At 45.8% G+C, this 18,527-nt stretch carries 18 protein-coding genes; 9 read left to right on the forward strand and 9 right to left on the reverse strand.

Annotation, left to right across the window (positions count from 1 at the left end; translation table 11 throughout):
• Window positions 1–153 precede the first annotated feature (153 nt).
• On the forward strand, window positions 154–1,254 hold the full coding sequence (gene dprA / locus E2R66_RS17185) for a DNA-processing protein DprA (protein ID WP_133232790.1): 1,101 nt from the start codon (window positions 154–156) through the stop codon (window positions 1,252–1,254).
• Here the strand turns inward: dprA and E2R66_RS17190 are convergent.
• The 5 genes from E2R66_RS17190 to E2R66_RS17210 all read right to left on the reverse strand — a co-directional run bounded on the left by E2R66_RS17190 (window position 1,251) and on the right by E2R66_RS17210 (window position 5,881).
• Complete coding sequence (locus tag E2R66_RS17190) at window positions 1,251–1,727, reverse strand: SixA phosphatase family protein (RefSeq protein WP_133232788.1); 477 nt, start codon at window positions 1,725–1,727, stop codon at window positions 1,251–1,253. The genes dprA and E2R66_RS17190 overlap by 4 nt on opposite strands.
• Window positions 1,728–1,900: 173 nt before the next feature.
• Window positions 1,901–2,521 carry a porin family protein gene (locus E2R66_RS17195; protein WP_133232786.1) on the reverse strand — a complete coding sequence of 207 codons (621 nt, stop codon included), beginning with the start codon at window positions 2,519–2,521 and terminating at the stop codon, window positions 1,901–1,903.
• Window positions 2,522–2,606: 85 nt separating this feature from the next.
• Window positions 2,607–3,578: a glycosyltransferase family 9 protein gene (locus E2R66_RS17200; protein ID WP_133232784.1), complete on the reverse strand. Its 972-nt coding sequence runs from the start codon at window positions 3,576–3,578 to the stop codon at window positions 2,607–2,609.
• 10 nt (window positions 3,579–3,588) lie between these two features.
• Window positions 3,589–4,098: a D-glycero-beta-D-manno-heptose 1-phosphate adenylyltransferase gene (rfaE2, locus tag E2R66_RS17205; protein WP_133232782.1), complete on the reverse strand. Its 510-nt coding sequence runs from the start codon at window positions 4,096–4,098 to the stop codon at window positions 3,589–3,591.
• 106 nt (window positions 4,099–4,204) lie between these two features.
• Window positions 4,205–5,881 (reverse strand): DNA polymerase/3'-5' exonuclease PolX, encoded by a 1,677-nt coding sequence (locus tag E2R66_RS17210; protein WP_133232780.1) that lies wholly within the window; start codon window positions 5,879–5,881, stop codon window positions 4,205–4,207.
• Between the two features lie 310 nt (window positions 5,882–6,191).
• Here E2R66_RS17210 and E2R66_RS17215 point away from each other — a divergent pair, with 310 nt between their 5' ends.
• Together E2R66_RS17215 and E2R66_RS17220 are read left to right on the forward strand one after the other, a co-directional pair.
• Window positions 6,192–6,755, forward strand: a complete 564-nt coding sequence (locus E2R66_RS17215) for a hypothetical protein (RefSeq protein WP_133232778.1) — start codon at window positions 6,192–6,194, stop codon at window positions 6,753–6,755.
• Window positions 6,756–6,760: 5 nt separating this feature from the next.
• Complete coding sequence (locus E2R66_RS17220; protein ID WP_133232776.1) at window positions 6,761–7,333, forward strand: hypothetical protein; 573 nt, start codon at window positions 6,761–6,763, stop codon at window positions 7,331–7,333.
• A gap of 48 nt (window positions 7,334–7,381) precedes the next feature.
• On the opposite strand, the gene sppA is transcribed toward E2R66_RS17220, so the two are convergent.
• Entirely contained in the window at window positions 7,382–9,181 is a 1,800-nt protein-coding gene (sppA, locus tag E2R66_RS17225; RefSeq protein ID WP_133232774.1) for a signal peptide peptidase SppA, read from the reverse strand.
• 90 nt (window positions 9,182–9,271) lie between these two features.
• Between sppA and folK the strand changes: the two genes are divergently transcribed.
• Window positions 9,272–9,757 (forward strand): 2-amino-4-hydroxy-6-hydroxymethyldihydropteridine diphosphokinase, encoded by a 486-nt coding sequence (gene folK / locus E2R66_RS17230; RefSeq protein WP_133232772.1) that lies wholly within the window; start codon window positions 9,272–9,274, stop codon window positions 9,755–9,757.
• A gap of 16 nt (window positions 9,758–9,773) precedes the next feature.
• On the forward strand, window positions 9,774–10,151 hold the full coding sequence (locus E2R66_RS17235; RefSeq protein ID WP_133232770.1) for an Hpt domain-containing protein: 378 nt from the start codon (window positions 9,774–9,776) through the stop codon (window positions 10,149–10,151).
• Window positions 10,152–10,330: 179 nt separating this feature from the next.
• Here the strand turns inward: E2R66_RS17235 and purS are convergent, their stop codons facing one another.
• The 3 genes from purS to rho form a co-directional block, all read right to left on the reverse strand.
• Entirely contained in the window at window positions 10,331–10,588 is a 258-nt protein-coding gene (purS, locus tag E2R66_RS17240; protein ID WP_133232768.1) for a phosphoribosylformylglycinamidine synthase subunit PurS, read from the reverse strand.
• A 29-nt stretch (window positions 10,589–10,617) separates the two neighbouring features.
• Window positions 10,618–11,355, reverse strand: a complete 738-nt coding sequence (pssA, locus tag E2R66_RS17245; RefSeq protein WP_133232766.1) for a CDP-diacylglycerol--serine O-phosphatidyltransferase — start codon at window positions 11,353–11,355, stop codon at window positions 10,618–10,620.
• A 91-nt stretch (window positions 11,356–11,446) separates the two neighbouring features.
• Window positions 11,447–13,087 carry a transcription termination factor Rho gene (rho, locus tag E2R66_RS17250; protein ID WP_133232764.1) on the reverse strand — a complete coding sequence of 547 codons (1,641 nt, stop codon included), beginning with the start codon at window positions 13,085–13,087 and terminating at the stop codon, window positions 11,447–11,449.
• A 250-nt stretch (window positions 13,088–13,337) separates the two neighbouring features.
• On the opposite strand from rho, the gene pyrF reads away from it, so the two are divergent.
• From pyrF to E2R66_RS17270, 4 genes are all read left to right on the forward strand, one after another.
• Window positions 13,338–14,168 (forward strand): orotidine-5'-phosphate decarboxylase, encoded by an 831-nt coding sequence (gene pyrF / locus E2R66_RS17255; RefSeq protein ID WP_133232902.1) that lies wholly within the window; start codon window positions 13,338–13,340, stop codon window positions 14,166–14,168.
• 717 nt (window positions 14,169–14,885) lie between these two features.
• Window positions 14,886–15,329, forward strand: a complete 444-nt coding sequence (locus E2R66_RS17260) for a hypothetical protein (protein ID WP_133232762.1) — start codon at window positions 14,886–14,888, stop codon at window positions 15,327–15,329.
• A gap of 125 nt (window positions 15,330–15,454) precedes the next feature.
• Entirely contained in the window at window positions 15,455–15,997 is a 543-nt protein-coding gene (locus E2R66_RS17265) for a lipocalin family protein (protein WP_133232760.1), read from the forward strand.
• A 222-nt stretch (window positions 15,998–16,219) separates the two neighbouring features.
• Window positions 16,220–18,196, forward strand: a complete 1,977-nt coding sequence (locus E2R66_RS17270) for an alpha/beta hydrolase family protein (protein WP_133232758.1) — start codon at window positions 16,220–16,222, stop codon at window positions 18,194–18,196.
• Window positions 18,197–18,527: the final 331 nt, after the last annotated feature.

The raw sequence follows: 18,527 nt of genomic DNA on the forward strand, positions 1-18,527 counted from the left end.
GAAACAAAGCCAGAAATTGCCAAACCCGTAACATAATAAAAACACCTTTGCGGCTTAGCGCCTTTGCGTGAAATTTCAATTCACCATCTAAACTAAATTTCGTTATTTTGCTAATAATATTAGGATTATTGCTACTTTAGGGCATCTAAAACTATGTCGCTACAACACCAGCTTGCTTTAACATTTATTAAAAAGATAGGCCCCGTGCTGGCCAGATCGATGATGAGCCAGTTTGGCGATGCCGAACAGATATTCCGCCTATCTAAATCTTCGCTTAGCAAAGCCAGGGGCGTTGGCGCAAAAACGCTGCGCGAGGCCGATTTTGATGAGGCCCTGCGCCGTGCCGAAGCGGAGCTGAATTTCATCGACAGGAACAATATCGACGTACTGTTTTATACCGATGCACGCTACCCTCGGCGACTGAAGAACTGCCACGATGCGCCTTTATTGCTGTATTCGCGGGGCACTACCAACTTAAATATGCCGCGCATCATCAGCATAGTAGGTACCCGCAACGCTACCGATTACGGCAAGCAACTATGCAAACAACTGGTTGAAGAATTGCAGGAATACCATATCATGATTGCCAGCGGCCTGGCCCTGGGTATTGACGTAGCCGCACATAAAGAGTGCCTGCGGGCGGGGGTACCCACAGTAGGGGTGCTAGGGCATGGTTTCGATAGGATGTATCCCGCGCAAAACCGGGCCACTGCCGATAAGATGCTGGAGAATGGCGGCCTGCTCACAGAATATCCGTCGGGAACCAATCCCGATAGGGAGAATTTTCCGCAGCGCAACCGCATTGTTGCCGGTATGGCCGATGCTACCGTGGTGGTAGAGGCAGGCCTAAAAGGCGGCGCATTGATAACTGCCGAAATTGCAAACACCTATAACCGGGATGTATTTGCCTTCCCAGGCAGGTTGGGCGATGAGTATTCTGAAGGTTGCAACTTTTTGATACGCAACAACAAAGCGCAATTGCTCACCTGTGTTGCCGATTTAGCTTACAGCTTGGGCTGGGAAAAGAATGGCGAACTGAAGGGTGCACCCGAACAGCTGACATTGGCTATTGATCTATCGCCCGGCGAACGGAGCATTTACGAGATCATCCGCGAGCACAAAACACCGCTGGCTATAGACGACCTCAGCATCAAAACCAATATGCCGGTAAGTCAACTGGCTATGGCCCTGTTGGATATGGAGCTGCAGGGCTTCATCCGCTCCTTGCCGGGCAAAGCTTATTGCATCAATTAAATTTTGGGGTTATCGTAGTAAGTAAGCTTGCCCGAATCTTCATAAATCTCTTCCCAACTATCCAAATCAAACTCAATCAGCGCTACGGTACCCGGCGGCACTTCTTTGATGGCACCGCTTAAACTGTATAGTATTTGTGCAACGGCGGGGTTATGCCCCACAAGTGCAACGAAATCCTGCTCGGCAGGTAACTCGTTGATGATGCGCATTAGGGTAGGTTCGCCTGCATCATAAATCGCCTTGATGATGGTTGAAGGGTTAAGCTTCAACGTATCGGTAAAAATATTGGCTGTAGTATGGGTGCGCAGAGCAGGGCTGGTAACAAAAAGCTGCGGAATGATGCCTTTTTCCAGCAAATGAGCGGCCATGGCTTCGGCCCCTGTGATGCCTTTTTCGGTAAGCGGGCGTTCAAAATCGGTGTAGCCGCTTTCGTGGGTGGCTTTGGCATGGCGTATCAGGAGTAGTTTTTTCATCGGTTTTAAAAGTATAAAAAAAACAGGAGCAAAAACTGAACCAATGAGTTAACACGAATTACACTGATTGAGTCGGACTGTACGAATTTTAGCTTCCGTATTGCGCCTCGAAAGGCCGCTAAAAGCAGGATAATTCGTGAAATTGATCCTCTTTCGTGAAAATTCGTGTTTTTTTAAAATGTAAAACCTATAGCCGCACCCAATACGCGGTTTTTGCTTTTTATGCTGCTATCGTTTGTGATATTGCTCAGCCCGAGATCATAGTTCAAACCTATCAAAAATCCGGAATTGAAGTGGAAGCCGGCGATGCCCTGCACGCCATAGTCCATGCGTTTGATTTGGCTGGCATCATTGCCAAAACTGAGATCTAATGTGCTGGTGTTTGATGCACTTACCGATGTTTTCGACCTGGCAGATATGCCAAATGCCACATAGGGGCCGGCACCTATGTACACATTACCTACAACGGCGGGTAAATGGAATACGAAATCGACAGGAACCTGCAAATACCTCAAATTGAGCGAACCGGATGCTGAACTAATCTGGTTATCGCTTTTAGATCCCTTCCCGGTATAGTATAAACCCGGCTGAACGGACAAGGCGCCCGCCTTAAAATCTAAAAATGCACCTACCGAAAACGTGGTTAATGTGCCGGAAGTTGAGGTGCCGCCGCTGCCATCAGAACCGGATATTTTGGCAATATTAATGCCGCCTTTAATACCCACTGACGGTATTTGTGCAAAAGCGCCGATGGATACGCCTAAAAAAGCCAAGGAGAGAATGAGTTTTTTCATGATGGGATGGTTTATAGTGAAAACTGCATTTAACAAAAAAAAGGAATGGCCAGTATCCTCTTCTTATTGTTTGATTTGCAGCGAATTATTTCTCGCGGGTATTTACGAAGGCGGTTATCGGCGCCTCGGGCATATCAACCATGCATTTAAAATGACCCAGCGGGCATTTCTCCAGCCCAAATTTGGAGCAGGGGCGGCAGCTTATATCCGTACCGGCAACCAGGGCATCCTTTACCATATAGGGTTGTACGCCCAATAAATCGGGCACGGTACCGCCCCAGATAGATACGATGGGCCTGTCGAAAGCTTCAGCAATATGTGTCAACCCCGTATCAAAACCAATAACGCTTTGCGCTTTTGATACCAGGAAAACCGATTCATCCAGCGATGTTACCCCGCAGGCGTTGTAGGCTTTAGGGCCCATTGCGTCGGCCACTTCATCGCCGTTGGCCCTTACGTCCTTACCGCCCAGCAGTACTACAGGTAGGTTTATATCCCGGCAGATGCTGATGATTTTTGGGTTGGGCAGGCGTTTGGTGAAGTGCGTTGCGCCTATAATAAAGGCTACAAAGCCATCTTGATGGCTGGCCGGAAGCAAGTCTTTTAACTGGTGCTCGCCCACATAATAGTCTATCGGCTTGCCATCGTTTACAACGCCTAGTGGTTCGGCAGCTTTTAAATATCGGTCAACAATATGGGTATTGGGCACCAGTTTAAGGTTTAGCTTCAGGCTGAGCCATTTGCGGATGGTGTATTTTTTAAAGGTGTATGATTTAACTCCCGTTCGCAGTTTGATGATGGCCGTGCGCAGGTTGTTATGCAAATCGATGATGTAATCGTACTTTTCCTGTTTAATATCGGCAATGGTTTCGGCCAGGCTGGGCTTCAGCAGCAGGAGTTTATCCAGGTAGGGGTTGTTATTGTATATGTACTGAAAGTCTGGTTTGGTGATGAAATGCACTTCGGCATGGGGCACCTGCTTTTTGATGCAGCGTACCACAGGGGTGGTATAAATAATATCACCCATCGAACTGAAGCGGATAACCAGTATTTTCATCTTGGTATGATTACCCGGTTACACTATTTGCCCGTATCTTGTTGATAATAGAGGTAGATGAGTAACCCTCTACCAGGCTAATGGTTTTTACCTCGCCGCCATTGGCCAGTACTTCTTTGGCCCCGGCAATATTTTCGATGGTATAATCGGCACCTTTTACCAAAATATCGGGCATCAGGGTAACGATAAGGTCGCGGGGGGTATCTTCTTCAAATAGTACGATGCCATCAACAAAAAACAGGGCCGCCAGTACCGCAGCGCGGTTGCTTTGGTCGTTAACGGGGCGGCTTTCGCCTTTCAAACGTTTTACCGATGCATCGGCGTTGAGCCCGATAACCAACTTGTCGCCTAGTTCTGCTGCTTTGGCCATGTAGGTAATATGGCCCAAATGCAGCAGATCGAACACGCCGTTGGTGAAAACTATCTTTTTGCCTTCCGCTTTCCAGGTCTGTATGCGGGCCGCAAGGGTAGGGGTATCGGTTATTTTATCTAAGAGGGTTTGTTCGAGGTTGTGTCGCATAGGGTGTTTACTGTTATCGCCTGAGTAATTTCTCGCAAAGGCGCAAAGTGGTTATAATCTTGGCGCCTTTGCGTCTTTGCGTGACAACGGATTCAGGGTTGTCTGTTTATTTTGGCTTCTTCGTTTCAAAAACCTTTTTAATTTCGTCCAAAGATAAGGCATTCAGGCACATTTCTTTGCTGAGGCCACCTTTACGGGCCACATTTACGCCGTATTCCATATCCAGGAAACCGCTGGTGCGGTGTGCATCGGGGTTAATGGATAGCATAACGCCCTTTTCCAATGCGTATTGGTGCCAGCGCCAATCGAGGTCGAGGCGTACCGGGTTGGCGTTAATTTCGATGATTACCTTGTTAGCGGCGCAGGCATCTATTACTTTTTTGTAATCGATATCGTACCCTTTGCGGCTCAGTAGCAGCCTGCCGGTGGGGTGGCCCAATATGGTGGTGTACGGGTTTTCGATAGCCTTTATCAATCGGGCTGTCGCCTTGTCTTCGGCCATCTTGAGGTTGCTGTGTACCGATGCTACGATAAAATCGAATCGTTGCAGTATCTCATCGGGGTAATCCAGCGAGCCATCGTTCAATATATCCGATTCGATACCCTTGAATATATGGAATCCCTCCAGCTTTTTGTTGAGGTGGTCTATTTCTTCCTGTTGCTGCAGCACTCGCTCTATGCTGAGGCCCTTTGCGTAAAAGGCGCTCTTGCTATGGTCGCACATGCCCAGGTATTGCAGTTTCAGCACGTCGCGACAGTAAAGGGCCATTTCTTCCACGGTGTTAACGCCATCGCTCCAGGTGCTGTGGTTGTGTAGGGTGCCTTTCAAATCGTGGTAAGTAATCAGCGTTGGCAGCTTTTTGGTAGCCGCGCGGTCTATAAAAGTATCACCTTCGCGCAGTTCGGGCTGCATCCAGGCCAGCCCGGCTTTTTGATAAATGAATTCCTCGCTCGATGGTTCATCCAGCTCTTCAGTCATCAGGGCCATCACGGCTTCTACGTGTTCGTCTGTACCGGTGTTGATGAAAAGTTCTTTATAATACTGCGCTTTATCTACACATATAATATCAACCAGCAGCCCGTTTTTCAGTTCGCCGCCAATATGGTCGCCGTTCAAGCTCACATTCTGTAAAATATTCGATTTGGCAAGCGCGTCAAACGCAACCTGCTTGTTCAAGCTGCCCACAACAATCACCAATTCGGTAATGATTTCGTTCAATCGACGGAATTCCCCTGCGAAATGTTTCAGTGCCTCCGGGAAAATGCCTTTTATCTCATCCATCAGCAGTTTGCCTTCTTCCTCTACCTGTGCGTACAGGAATTTGCCGTTCCCCGCCATCCGGAACTCGATGAGCCTGCGTATCTCGTCCTGCGTTTTCAGTCCGAAGCCTTTAGCTTCTATCAGGCGGTTTTCGTTGCAGGCGTAGTACAATTCGCCTACGTTTTCTATACCCAGGTCTTTCCAAATGGTGGCCACTTTTTTGGAACCGATGCCCTTGATGCCCATCATTTCTACGACGCCTTCGGGGGTTTTATCCAGCATTTCCTGCAGTTCGGTCATGGTGCCGGTTTCCAGCAGTTCGGCAATTTTGGCGGCGAGGCTTTTGCCTATGCCATCAATCTTCTCCAATTCGGCAACGGTTTTACCGGCAATAGGGAAGGGCAGCTTATCTACTTTAAAAGCCGCATTGGCTATTGATTTTATTTTGAAGGGGTTAGCCTCGTGCAATTCCATCAATTGCGACAACAGGCGGAGCGTACGGGCTACGGGCTTATTTTCCATAAATTGGTTTGCGGTAAAAATACAAAAGGCAAGGGCAAAAATGCCTTTTATTATTGAACAACATTATCGCATATCTGTTTTTAACCACAGAGAACGCGGAGGTAGGCGCAGATGGGCATAGCGGTTTTGTTGAGTGAATAAGAAATGAGTGAACACGAATTCCACGAATTAAGCTCAATTAACACAAAACCGGCTCATGATTATTTCTAACTATCTGAGCTAAAAATTCGTGGAATTCGATTTAATTCGAATAAATTCGTGTTAACTCAAATCTTTACGTACTTTTTTGGTTGATACATCGCCGCCTGATATGCACAACATCGACAATGAAATATTCACCCAAAACCTATTGTTAACGCAAGCCTATTGCGAAATGCAGTTAGTCAATACGGATAAACATGTTTCGGAAATATTGCGTAGCATTAATCCTGAATATGATGGTAAGCCAATGTTTCATTTTTTGGACGGGCCTTATACATACCTGGAATACAATACAGACCCACTCAACGAGAGTTTGTTTGATAAGTTTTTGGAACTCCAATTAGAATATAAACGTAATGCATTGGCCGGTGTTCAAAAAATAACTTCCGTGAAAGGCCAAATTTTGATGGCCGACATTTACGAAGCACTTCCGGATGGTGCTTCAGAAGCGGAGACTGAAGGGTTTATAGATGGTAATGATTGCCCACCTATAGATACTTGGTTTTATATAGGGCAGGGTGATAAATGGCCGATTTTATTTGCCTGGATACCGGAACCATTTGTTGAAACGGTTGATCAAGGCATTGCTGTGAACGCACTCGAGGTATTCGATTGGATGGAGAACCCTAAAGGTGTGCTCAACACGGGCAGGTTTAATGCCGGTAGGAGGTGAACCAAATGACTGCTAGAAAGATGCCTGAAATTAACCATGAAATATTTGCCCAAAACCTACTGCTAACGCAAGCTTATTGCGAAATGCAGCTGGCCAATACGGAGAAATCTGTAGCTGAGATATTGAGGAGTTTTAACCCGAAATGTAATGGTCAAAAGGTATTTACCTTTAAACCGGGAGAACATGAAGGGGAAACCATGACTTATTTTGAAGCGGGTTGGTCGGTCGATCCATGGAGAGACGACGATATGGTGATTTATAACGATTTGTTTGACCAACAATTAGCCAATAAAATGCATGTGGTGAAGTTGGATAAACGGCAGACTAGTTTTAAAGGTAAAATACTGATAGCAGAGGTTGATAATACTGTAGTGGATGGATGTTCCGAAGCTCACTCGGATGGACTAATTGACATTTTTGACTGTCCGCCTATTGATACTTGGTTTTATTTCACGAAAAATGAATATAGTAGGCTGATATATTGCTGGATCCCCGAGAAATTTGAGGGGCAAATAAATATTGCTGTGGCAGTAAACGCTACTGATTGTCTAAGATGGTTTGAAGGTACGCCCCAATAAGAAAAGCCACCCTCGCAGGCAGCTTTTCCATCAAAATATTTAACAAAATTATCTTATTACCACTTCGTAAGGCATACGTGCCTGCGGGGTGCGCATCATTTGGGTTACGCCTTTTATCTGCTGGTAGTATTTATAGTTTTCGCCTAGCTCGGCTTTTACTAAATGGGCACTCATTTGTGCGGAGAAACCCTGGCCTAATTTGCTCAATACACTCTTTTGCTCGGGGTAGCTTACCAGTTGGTAATCTTTCAGGTTCGCCTTTTTTGCGGCAGATGCAACGGCATCGCTGATATTTCCCAGGCGGTCAACCAAGCCGATCTTTAAAGCTTGCTGACCAGTCCACACACGGCCCTGGCCAATAGAGTTGATATAGGCCTGTGTTTTTTTGCGGCCATCGGCAACAGCTTTAGTAAAAGTATCGTAACCACGGTTCACGCTTTTTTGCAGCATGGCGCGTTCTTCTGGAGTAAGGGGACGGCTTACATCGCCCAAATCGGCATACTTGCCGGTTTTTACGCCATCGAAAGTAACGCCTAATTTATCGTTAAAGAATTTCTGCATATTAGGCAGCACCGCAAAGATGCCTATAGAACCGGTGATGGTATTCGGCTCGGCAAAAATAGAATCAGCTGCGCAAGCGATGTAATATCCGCCGGATGCTGCCACATCGCCCATAGAAACGATGATGGGTTTTACCTTTTTGGTTAGCATCACCTCGCGCCATATCACGTCAGATGCCAGCGAACTGCCACCGGGTGAGTTCACGCGCAAAACAATCGCTTTTATCTTATCGTCGGTACGGGCTTTGCGTATGGCCCTTGATATCTTTTCGGAACCGATGCTGTTATCGTCGCCATCGCCGCCACTAATTTCGCCCGAGGCGTATATCACCGCAATACGGTTTTTGGAGTAGCTCTTTTTATCGTCGTCATCTTCCTTACCATCGTCTTTAGGGCTGCTCTTTAAGTATTCGCCCAGTTCAACGCTGTGCAGGTCGTCTTTCTCGTTGATATCGGTACGGTTTTTCAGGTCGCTTAAAATTTCATCTTTGTATTTCAGACCGTCAACCAGTTTGTATTTCAAAGCATCTTCCGGCTCCTGTATGCGGCCGGTGTTGGCGTAGTTGAATAACGAATCTTTGTTGATATGGCGGCTCTTGCTTATGCCGATAAGGAAATGATCGTACATAGAACCGAGGTACGAAGTCACCTGCTCGCGGTTGGCATCGCTCATTTTGGTAAGGAAGTATGGCTCTACTGCACTTTTGTAAGTACCTACTTTAATAATCTGCGCCTCGATGCCCAACTTATCCAGCGCACCTTTCAAAAAGGTAACATCCGAACTAAAGCCCTTGAATTCGATGATGCCCTTGGGGTTTAAGTACACTTTATCGGCAACGGAAGCCAGGTAATAAAAACCCTGGGTGTAAATTTCGGAGTAAGCCACCACAAATTTGCCCGACTTTTTAAAGTCGAGCAGTGCGTTGCGCAGTTCCTCGGTAGTAGCCTGGCCCTGCATCATGTAGCTTTCATCTAAAAAGATGCCTTTGATGTTGTTGTCGTCTTTTGCTTTTTTAATGCTGGCGAGGATATCGTTCAATCCCAATGATTTTTCACCATCGAAACCCAGAAAACCAATGCCGGCAAGCGGGTTATTGGCGGTACGTTCGTTTATCTGGTAATCTATTTTTACGTGCAGGATAGAGTTGGAGTCAACATCTACGGTTTTGTCTGAACCGGCCGCGCTAACCAGGCCCACAATGATCAGGACGAATACCACCCCAAAAATTACGGTAGAAATGATGATGCCCACAACCGTGGCGAATACAAATTTGAAGAATTGTTTCATTAACTGTTATAAATCATTTATATATGCAAACTTACTAAAATAGCCCTGCTTAACCTTATTAAGAGCCGGGGATATGACATTTGTTACAACATGGTTAGCGTTTTTTTACTCTTGGGTACCAATTTGGGCAACCGGCAATTGCATTTGCAACAGGCTATTGAGCACGTGCGGCAGCAAATTTCGGAGGTAATCAACGCTTCGGCAGTTTACGAAACGCAATCATGGGGCAAAACAGATGAACCAGATTACCTTAACCAGGTTATACAGTTAGAAACAGACCTGCCGGCCAGAAACGTGCTGGAAAAGATATTGACTATAGAACTGCAGATGGGGCGCACGCGAGAGGTGAAATGGGGTTCGCGTATCATTGATATCGATATATTGTTTTATGGAAATGAGGTGATTGACGAGCCGGGCCTGGTAGTGCCGCATCCGCAGCTGCATAATCGCCGTTTTACGCTGGAACCCCTGGCCGAACTTGCGCCGGATATGCTTCACCCTGTGCTGAATAAAAATATTTTAGTGCTCAAAAACGAGTTAAAAGACAGCTTGATTGTAAAAAAATTATACTTTTGACATATAAACCAGTACAATGGCCTATAACATACCAGCGCAAGACCTTGATCTTGCCTTTTTATACGAAATTGCCGATGGCAGCGATGAATTTATTGTAGATTCTATTGGCATGTTTTTAGAGCAGACCCCGCAATTGCTGGCCAGCATAACTGCTGCTATTGATGCGCAAGACTGGGTAGTAGCCGCACAGGCTTCGCACAAACTGAAACCCAACCTGGGCTTTTTTGGCATGCCGTGGTGCCAGGCCACCATACAGGAAGTTGAGATTGCCTGCAAGCAAGGCGCTGCTAACCCGCCCGAAATTATCGCAACATTTAACATGGTAAAAACCATGGTGAACAAAAACCTGATAGAACTAGATAAAATTAAGATTGAGAAGGAAGCGAACCTTTAAAGACACAAGACTATTAGATTCAAGATTCAAGAGTCAAGAGTCAAGAGTCAAGAAAAAAGAGGAAATTCACAAAATAGAAGAGGCGACCATTTATATGATCGCCTCTTTTTATTTACGACAAACTATCCGCAGACACCCTGTCTTCTATCTTGATTCTTGTATCTAACAGTCTTGCTTCCTTAAGCAACTTCTTCCAGCTTAAAGCTGTAGCTTTCCATAATCAGGTTGGCAAGCAGGTTTTTACAGGCCTGGTCTACTTTTTCGCTCGCAGTTTCGGTGCTGTCGGCTTCAATTTCCAGCGTAATGTGTTTGCCTATACGTATGTTCTGTATTTCTGATAAACCCAGGTTTTTCATGCTGCCAGTTACGGCTTTGCCCTGAGGGTCCAGAATTTCTTTTTTCGGCATTACGTCTATTTCGGCCAGGAATTTTTTCATCTGTGTACTTGAGTTAGGAAGATACTTAGCTAAGCGTGTTTGTTTCTGCTTAGGATGGTATCGTCGGCAAATTTTAGTTGAATTAAAGATAAGGTGATATACATTACAATAACCACCGGAACTGCCGCAAATTTAAAAAATAGTATCAGTATTGCCGAAAACAGCAGCAATAAATAACGGTAAAAGTTTTTGTTGAAATCACTGTTCTTAAATTTGAGCGACATCAGCGGTATCTCGGCCACCAGCAGCGTACACATCAAAGCAATAAAAACCAAAATGGCGTAAGGGTTGAGTATGTAACGGCTTAAGCCATCGTACTGCAGCATAATAAGCGGAATTGATGCAATGAGGATAGCATTAGCCGGGGTAGGCAGGCCTATAAAGCTATCTGCCTGGCGGGTATCGCTGTTGAATTTGGCCAGCCTCAACATAGAGAATACGGCTAACAAAAACGCTGCGTAATTAACATATTCGCCAATACCGGGTATTTGCGGCGAGCGCGAAAGCAACTCGTAAACGATGGCCGATGGCAATACGCCGAAGCTCACCATATCCGATAGCGAATCCAGATCCTTGCCTATGCACGATGTGGAATTGAGTACCCTTGAGGCAAACCCATCAAAAAAATCGAAGATCGCCGCCAAAAAGATGGCATAAGCCGCTATAACCAGGTTATCCTGAAACGCAAATACGATACCAACGCAACCGCTGAACAGGTTTGCGCAGGTAATGGCATTTGGAAGATGTTTTTTTACTCGCCTCCTCATAATTGGTTATGAAGGTATAATAATTTTAGTTAAAAACATGGAATTATAGATTAAGCTTGTGCTAAATTATAACTCCATATTTATAAATATATTATGAATTCATCGAAATCAGGAACTCTTCGTTGGTTTTTGTACCCCTTATCTGGGCCTGTAAAAACTCCATGCTTTCCTGCGAATTCATATCGGCAAGGTGATTACGTAGTATCCATATACGCTGTAACGTATCGCGATCCAGCAACAAATCGTCGCGGCGGGTGCTCGATGCAGTGATATCGATAGCCGGGAAGATACGTTTGTTAGACAGTTTACGATCCAGTTGAAGCTCCATGTTGCCGGTACCTTTAAATTCTTCAAAGATAACCTCATCCATTTTAGAGCCGGTTTCGGTAAGAGCAGTAGCGATAATGGTAAGCGAACCGCCATCCTCGATGTTACGGGCCGCACCAAAGAAACGTTTTGGTTTGTGCAATGCGTTGGCATCCACACCACCCGATAATATTTTACCTGATGCCGGTGCAACAGTATTGTAAGCACGTGCCAAGCGGGTGATAGAATCCAGCAGAATAACCACATCGTGGCCGCACTCTACCATGCGTTTTGCTTTTTCCAGTACAATGTTGGCAATTTTTACGTGGCGCTCTGCGGGCTCATCAAAGGTAGATGATACCACTTCGGCGCGTACGCTGCGGGCCATATCGGTAACCTCCTCGGGGCGTTCGTCTATCAGTAAGATGATCAGGTAGACTTCGGGGTGGTTTTTGGCTATTGCGTTAGCCACATCCTTCAGCAACATGGTTTTACCTGTTTTTGGCTGCGCCACAATCAAACCACGCTGACCTTTACCAATAGGAGAGAACAAGTCCATAATGCGGGTAGAATAATTACCGGCATCAGTAAACAAGCTTAGTTTCTCCGAAGGGAAAAGCGGGGTAAGGTGGTCGAAAGGTACGCGGTCGCGCACTTCGGCAGGTATGCGGCCGTTGATGGCCTCAACGCGTACCAGCGGGAAATATTTTTCGCCTTCTTTTGGCGGGCGTATGCTGCCGCGTACGGTATCGCCGGTTTTAAGGCCGAAAAGTTTTATCTGCGATTGCGATACGTAAATATCATCCGGAGATGTGAGGTAGTTATAATCAGAAGAGCGGAGGAAACCGTAGCCATCGGGCATAATTTCCAGTACGCCCTCGTTTACGATAACGTTATCAAAATCGAGGTTGATAGCGGGTTCCTGGTTTTTTTGCGCAGGGCCGTTGCCTGTGTTGTTTACACGACGTTCGAATTTCTGGGGGCGGGCTTCGGCAGGCAGCTGTTCTGCCCTTATCGCCTGTTCCTCATCGGTTTCAACGGTAGTAGCCGAAACAGCAGGCGTAAAGTTGCCGCGGTTGTTGTTTTCCAACTCGTCTTCTTCCTGCTCAAAAATGTTTGTATCGTTTAAAGGTACTTCTACCCTTGGTTCGTTTTTGGCTTTTACAACACGCGTTCTTTTGCGTGTTTTTTCGGCTGGTTCCGCTTCGGCTGGTGCTTCAGTATCTTCGCCTGTAGGCTTAGGCGCGTAATTGTTCTCGGTGATGCTTTGTTGGTTCCTGGCGGCTTCTATTAATTGCTGTTGTTCAACTATTGCAGCAACAAGCTGGGCTTTCCTAAGCTCATCAGCAGTGGCAATACCCAAACTCCTAGCAATATCGCGCAACTCAGAAACGAGTTTGTCGTTCAATTCTATTGTATCGGACATGATATGAATTATAGTTCAAAAGGATTTTTTAGTTGAAAGATTGTTTTGCAAACCCTGTATATGCAATATTTAAGCCAGGTAAGTATCAACAATAATGACGTGGTGATAAAAATTGTTTCTTGTAAGCAAGAAATGCAGAGGAAAACGATGCAATTTTAATGAAATATTCTTGAAATGCAAATTTAATAAAAAAATAACAGGTTGTGTGGTTTTTTTTAGATTTTTGGCATCGAAACAAAACATTAAGATGATATCCCGCCAGCAACTTATAGCCCAGATAAAACAAAAGAAAACTTTTTTATGTGTGGGATTAGATACAGATGTAGAAAAAATTCCCGATTTCCTGAAAGAATACCCCGATCCGGCGTTCGAATTCAACAAGCGCATCATTGACGCTACCAGGGATTTATGCATAGCCTACAAGCCCAACGCCGCCTTTTACGAAAGCAGGGGCATGGCGGGCCTGCAAAGCCTTATTTCTACTTATGAGTACCTGCCCAAGGATTGTTTATCTATTATAGATGCCAAACGCGGCGATATTGGCAATACTTCTGATAATTATGCCAAAGCTTTTTTTAACGAAGATGTTACCGGGATGGGCTTTGATGCCATAACCGTTACGCCCTATATGGGGAACGACAGCGTTACGCCTTATTTAAAATATGAGGGCAAATGGGTGATTATCCTGGCGCTTACGTCATCGGTAGGGAGCAAGGATTTTCAGTACCTCAACACCGGCGAGGGTTTCCTTTACGAAGCCGTAATACAGAAGGCCAATACCTGGGCCGGTGCCGATAGGCTGATGTTCGTAGTGGGTGCTACCAAAAGCACCGAGTTTGCCAATATCCGTAAGTACGCGCCTGATAACTTTCTTTTAGTTCCCGGCGTTGGCGCACAAGGCGGCAGCCTGGAAGATGTGTGCAAATACGGCATGACGGCAGATTGCGGGCTCATCGTAAACGCATCACGCTCTATTATTTACGCCAGCAAGGGTGAAGACTTTGCCGAAGCAGCGAGGGCAGAGGCTTTGAGTTTGCAGCAGCAGATGCAGGTGGAATTGGAGAAGGCGGGTATTATATAATTTCCCGTTGGCTAAAGCCGAACGGCAATGAAGGTGGATTGATAGTATATGTTATTCAGATACCCATCTTCATTGCCGTTCCTTTCAAGGAACGGTTGGCTAAAGCCGAACGGCAATGCAGGTGGATTAATAGTATATGTTATTCAGTTACCCATCTTCATTGCCGTTCCTTTCAAGGAACGGTTGGCTAAAGCCGAACAGCAATGCAGGTGGATTAATAGTATATGTTATTCAGTTACCCATCTTCATTGCCGTTCCTTTCAAGGAACGGTTGGCTAAAGCCGAACAGCAATGCAGGTGGATTAATAGTATATGTTATTCAGTTACCCATCTTCATTGCCGTTCCTTTCAAGGAACGGTTGGCTAAAGCCGAACGGCAATGCAGGTGGATTAATAGTATATGTTATTCAGTTACCCATCTTCATTGCCGTTCCTTTCAAGGAACGGTTGGCTAAAGCCGATCGGCAATGAAGGTGGATTGATAGTATATGTTACTCAGTTACCCATCTTCATTGCCGTTCCTTTCAAGGAACGGTCGGCTAAAGAATAACGGCACTGAAAGCGGCTTGGCGGTTGTTATTTTTAAGCTCCCATCTTCATTGCTGTTCCTTTCAAAGAACGGCGCTTAGCGGTAAAACAAAATAAGCCTTCTTTGCCAGTTGGATGTTAGTTCGCTGCCAACCTGCTATTTTCAACAATTGTTATCTAAATACACATATGATTACCGAAATTGAACAGCAAACCTCAGATATCGATTGGTTTTTTACAGATGGAGAAAATATTGCTTTCGTTGCTTCCGGAGGTGGTAAGCTACCCTCATCCGTATCATCTTCGAAACACGATACTGAATTATTAGCAGATTATTTTTGGAACGATGAAATAAGAAGTGAATTTATTATAAATCCATCTTTAAAAGAAATCGTTGGCAAAGCTGATGACTTATACTTATCTGATTTTGTCACAATGGCATGCAAAGGCTTATTTGCGTTTGACCGTACCGTGCTGAATCATTTTGCAGATTTAAATTATCATTTGGTAGCGGTGCCCACAATCCCCTTAAAGTTATCCGATTTACCGTCCGCCATAGCCGCCATCGTCATTAAAACGAAGATAAAGGGGACTGTAGACAGGGATTTCAACTTAAATCAATTTGAAGCATAACCCCGCGCCTGTACAAGTGGCTATACTTGGATGAGTGTAGAGAGATTAGAGTTTATCCATCGATACGGTTTTAAACGTTTACTTTCTTCCTACAAACAAAACCCGCACTACACAGTTGCTAAAGCATGAAAATACAAAAGTGGCAAATAGCGCTTGCCGGCATTGGGGCCGCAGCTTTAATCGTTAGTTTTTCTTCATGCGTGTCCATCCCCAAAGGCGCTAAAGCGGTAAAGCCTTTCCAAAAAGATCGTTATTTGGGCAAATGGTATGAGATATGCCGAATGGATTTTAAATTCGAAAAAAACCTGAATAACGTTACGGCCAATTACACACTTAAGGATGACGGATCTATAAAAGTGGATAATAAAGGTTATAACTACCTTAAAAAAGAATGGAAAGAGAGTACAGGCAAAGCTAAATTTGTTGAAAATGACGATGTCGCACGCCTGAAAGTTTCGTTCTTTGGGCCATTTTATGCCGGGTATAATGTTATCGCTATTGACAAAGATTACAAATATGCCATGGTAGCCGGGAATAACCTGGAATATTTGTGGCTATTATCAAGGGAAACAACCATCCCGCCAGCCATCATAACAGAGTATTTAAAACAGGCAAAAAGCCTGGGCTACGATGTGAACAAGCTGGTATGGACCAAACACGATAAATAATACAACCCCCTGATAAGATAAATCGGCAAGGTAGTGTAAAAAACGAATGCGGGGCCTGCGTACAGGCCTCATGTTCGTTTTTTTGGTTAAAAGATGGTTTGCAGATAACGATTGTAGAATATTTTATAATCTAATCTCTATGCTCCAAGCTCTACCAACTAACTATCAACCCTTGCCTTTCTATCAATAATTTTATACATTACATGCAGATATTCCTTCAGCATGAAAATAACTTTACCATTTTTACTTTTGGGCTGCTTAGCCACAGCGGCTTTTGCCCAAACAGATAAAAAAACATTCAAACCCGCCGATTTTTACAAAATCCCAACCGTTAGCGATGCCCAGGTCTCGCCCGATGGCAAATGGGTTGCCTATGGCGTATCTACGGTAGATACGGCCAAAGATAAACGCGTATCGCACTTGTGGATGCAAAGCTGGGATGGCAAATCGTCCATACAACTTACCTTTGGCGATCAGCCCGCCTCACGCGCACGCTGGAGCCCCGACGGTAAATACCTGGCGTTTTTGTCCTCGCGAGATTCTAAGAACGGCTCGCAGCTTTGGCTGCTGGACCGCCGCGGCGGCGAAGCCCAAAAGGTAACCGATATAAAAGGCGACCTGGGCGATTACGAATGGAGCCCCGACGGCAACAGGTTGGTTATGGTTATTGGCGACCCGGAAAATGCCGGCAAAGAAGCGCCAAAAACGCCTAAGCCAATAGTGGTAGACCGCTACCATTTTAAGCAGGATTACCAGGGCTACCTGGAGCATGATCATAACCACCTTTACCTCTTCGATATCGGCACCAAAAAACTGGATACCTTAACCAAGGGCAACTTTGACGAAGGCTCGCCAACATGGGCTCCCGATGGCAAGAGCATCGCATTCGTAAGCAACCGCGATGCCGATCCCGACAGGAGCGAGAACGCCGATGTTTTTGTGGTAGAGGCTAAAGCCAATGGTGCCGTAAAACAACTCACTACCTGGAAAGGGCACGATGTGAGCCCCAAGTACAGTCCCGATGGCAAATACATCGCCTACCTGCGCCAAAACAGCGAGGGCTACAACATGTACAGTCAGAACGTGCTATGCCTGATGAATGCCGACGGCAGCGCTACGCAGTTGCTAACCAAAGACCTCGACCGCCCCGTAGATAGCCCGGATTGGAGCAAGGATGGCAAAACTATTGCCTTTTTGGTAGATGATGACCGGGAACGTTATGCAGCAACTTATACCCTCGCCAATAAAAAGATAAACATTATACCCGCAACCCGCGGCAAAGTAAACCTGGGCGATATTGCCGCGCAGGGCGCAGGTAGTTGGGTGATTACGCTGAGCGACCCTTATATGCCTTATGAGATATATGCCCTGGAAGCAGGTAAGTTACGTCGCCTCACCTATCAGCAGCGGGATTGGCTGAGCAAGGTTACGCTGGCGCAGGTTACGGGTTTCCGCTCAACAAGCAAGGATGGTACAAAGGTGTCGGGCGTATTGTACAGACCCGATAGTACCAGCACCAAAAAAATGCCTTTTATTTTGTTTGTACACGGCGGCCCGGTAGCACAGGATGATTATAGCTTTGATGCTACCTGCCAGGTTTTGGCCAGTGCCGGCTATGCGGTGGCGGCGGTGAACTATAGGGGAAGCTCGGGCAGGGGGATTGAATACACCCGCGCCATTGCCGCCGATTGGGGCAATAAAGAGGTGATAGACCTGCATGGCGCGGTTGACGAATTGGTGAAACAAGGCATTACCGACCCCGATAAGCTAGGCGTAGGCGGCTGGAGCTACGGCGGTATCACTACCGATTTTTTGATAGCCAGCGACACCCGCTTCAAAGCCGCAGCAAGTGGTGCCGGCAGCGCGCTGCAAATTGCCAACTACGGTATAGACCAATATATTCTTCAGTACGATAACGAACTGGGACAGCCATGGAAGAACATTGATGTGTACAACAAAATATCATACCCCTTCTTACATGCCGACAGGATAAAGACCCCGGTGTTGTTTATGTCGGGCTTGAAGGATTTTAACGTGCCAACCGCCGGCAGCGAGCAGATGTACCAGGCATTAAAATCACTTGGCGTACCTGCCGAGCTGATACTTTACCCCAACCAAAACCACGGCATCAGCATTCCCAGCTACCAGGTGGATAGGGTAGAGCGTTATATTAAATGGTATGATAAGTATTTGAAGTAGAGGTGTATTTGTTGATTTTTTTACCACAGAGACCACAGAGAAAAAAACTGAGGTTCACAGAGGTATTTGCGTGGTGGCGATGAGTGTTATTCATTATCACCACCACGCAAAAACTCAATAGTGAACATCCTGGCTCTGCGCCACCCCGGCTAAACCTTTGCGAACTCGCTGGTTGAATAACCAGCCGACGACTCTTCTTTGCGCCTTAGCGCCTTTGCGTGCAAAACTCGCCAATAATGATTCGTGAAATTCGATTCAATTTGAGAAAATTCGTGTTAACCCCCTACGCCATAACTACGGCTCTGTGGTTAAATAACCAATACTTAATTTT

The organism is Mucilaginibacter psychrotolerans, from assembly GCF_004519315.1.
In the GTDB taxonomy this organism is placed as follows: domain Bacteria; phylum Bacteroidota; class Bacteroidia; order Sphingobacteriales; family Sphingobacteriaceae; genus Mucilaginibacter; species Mucilaginibacter psychrotolerans.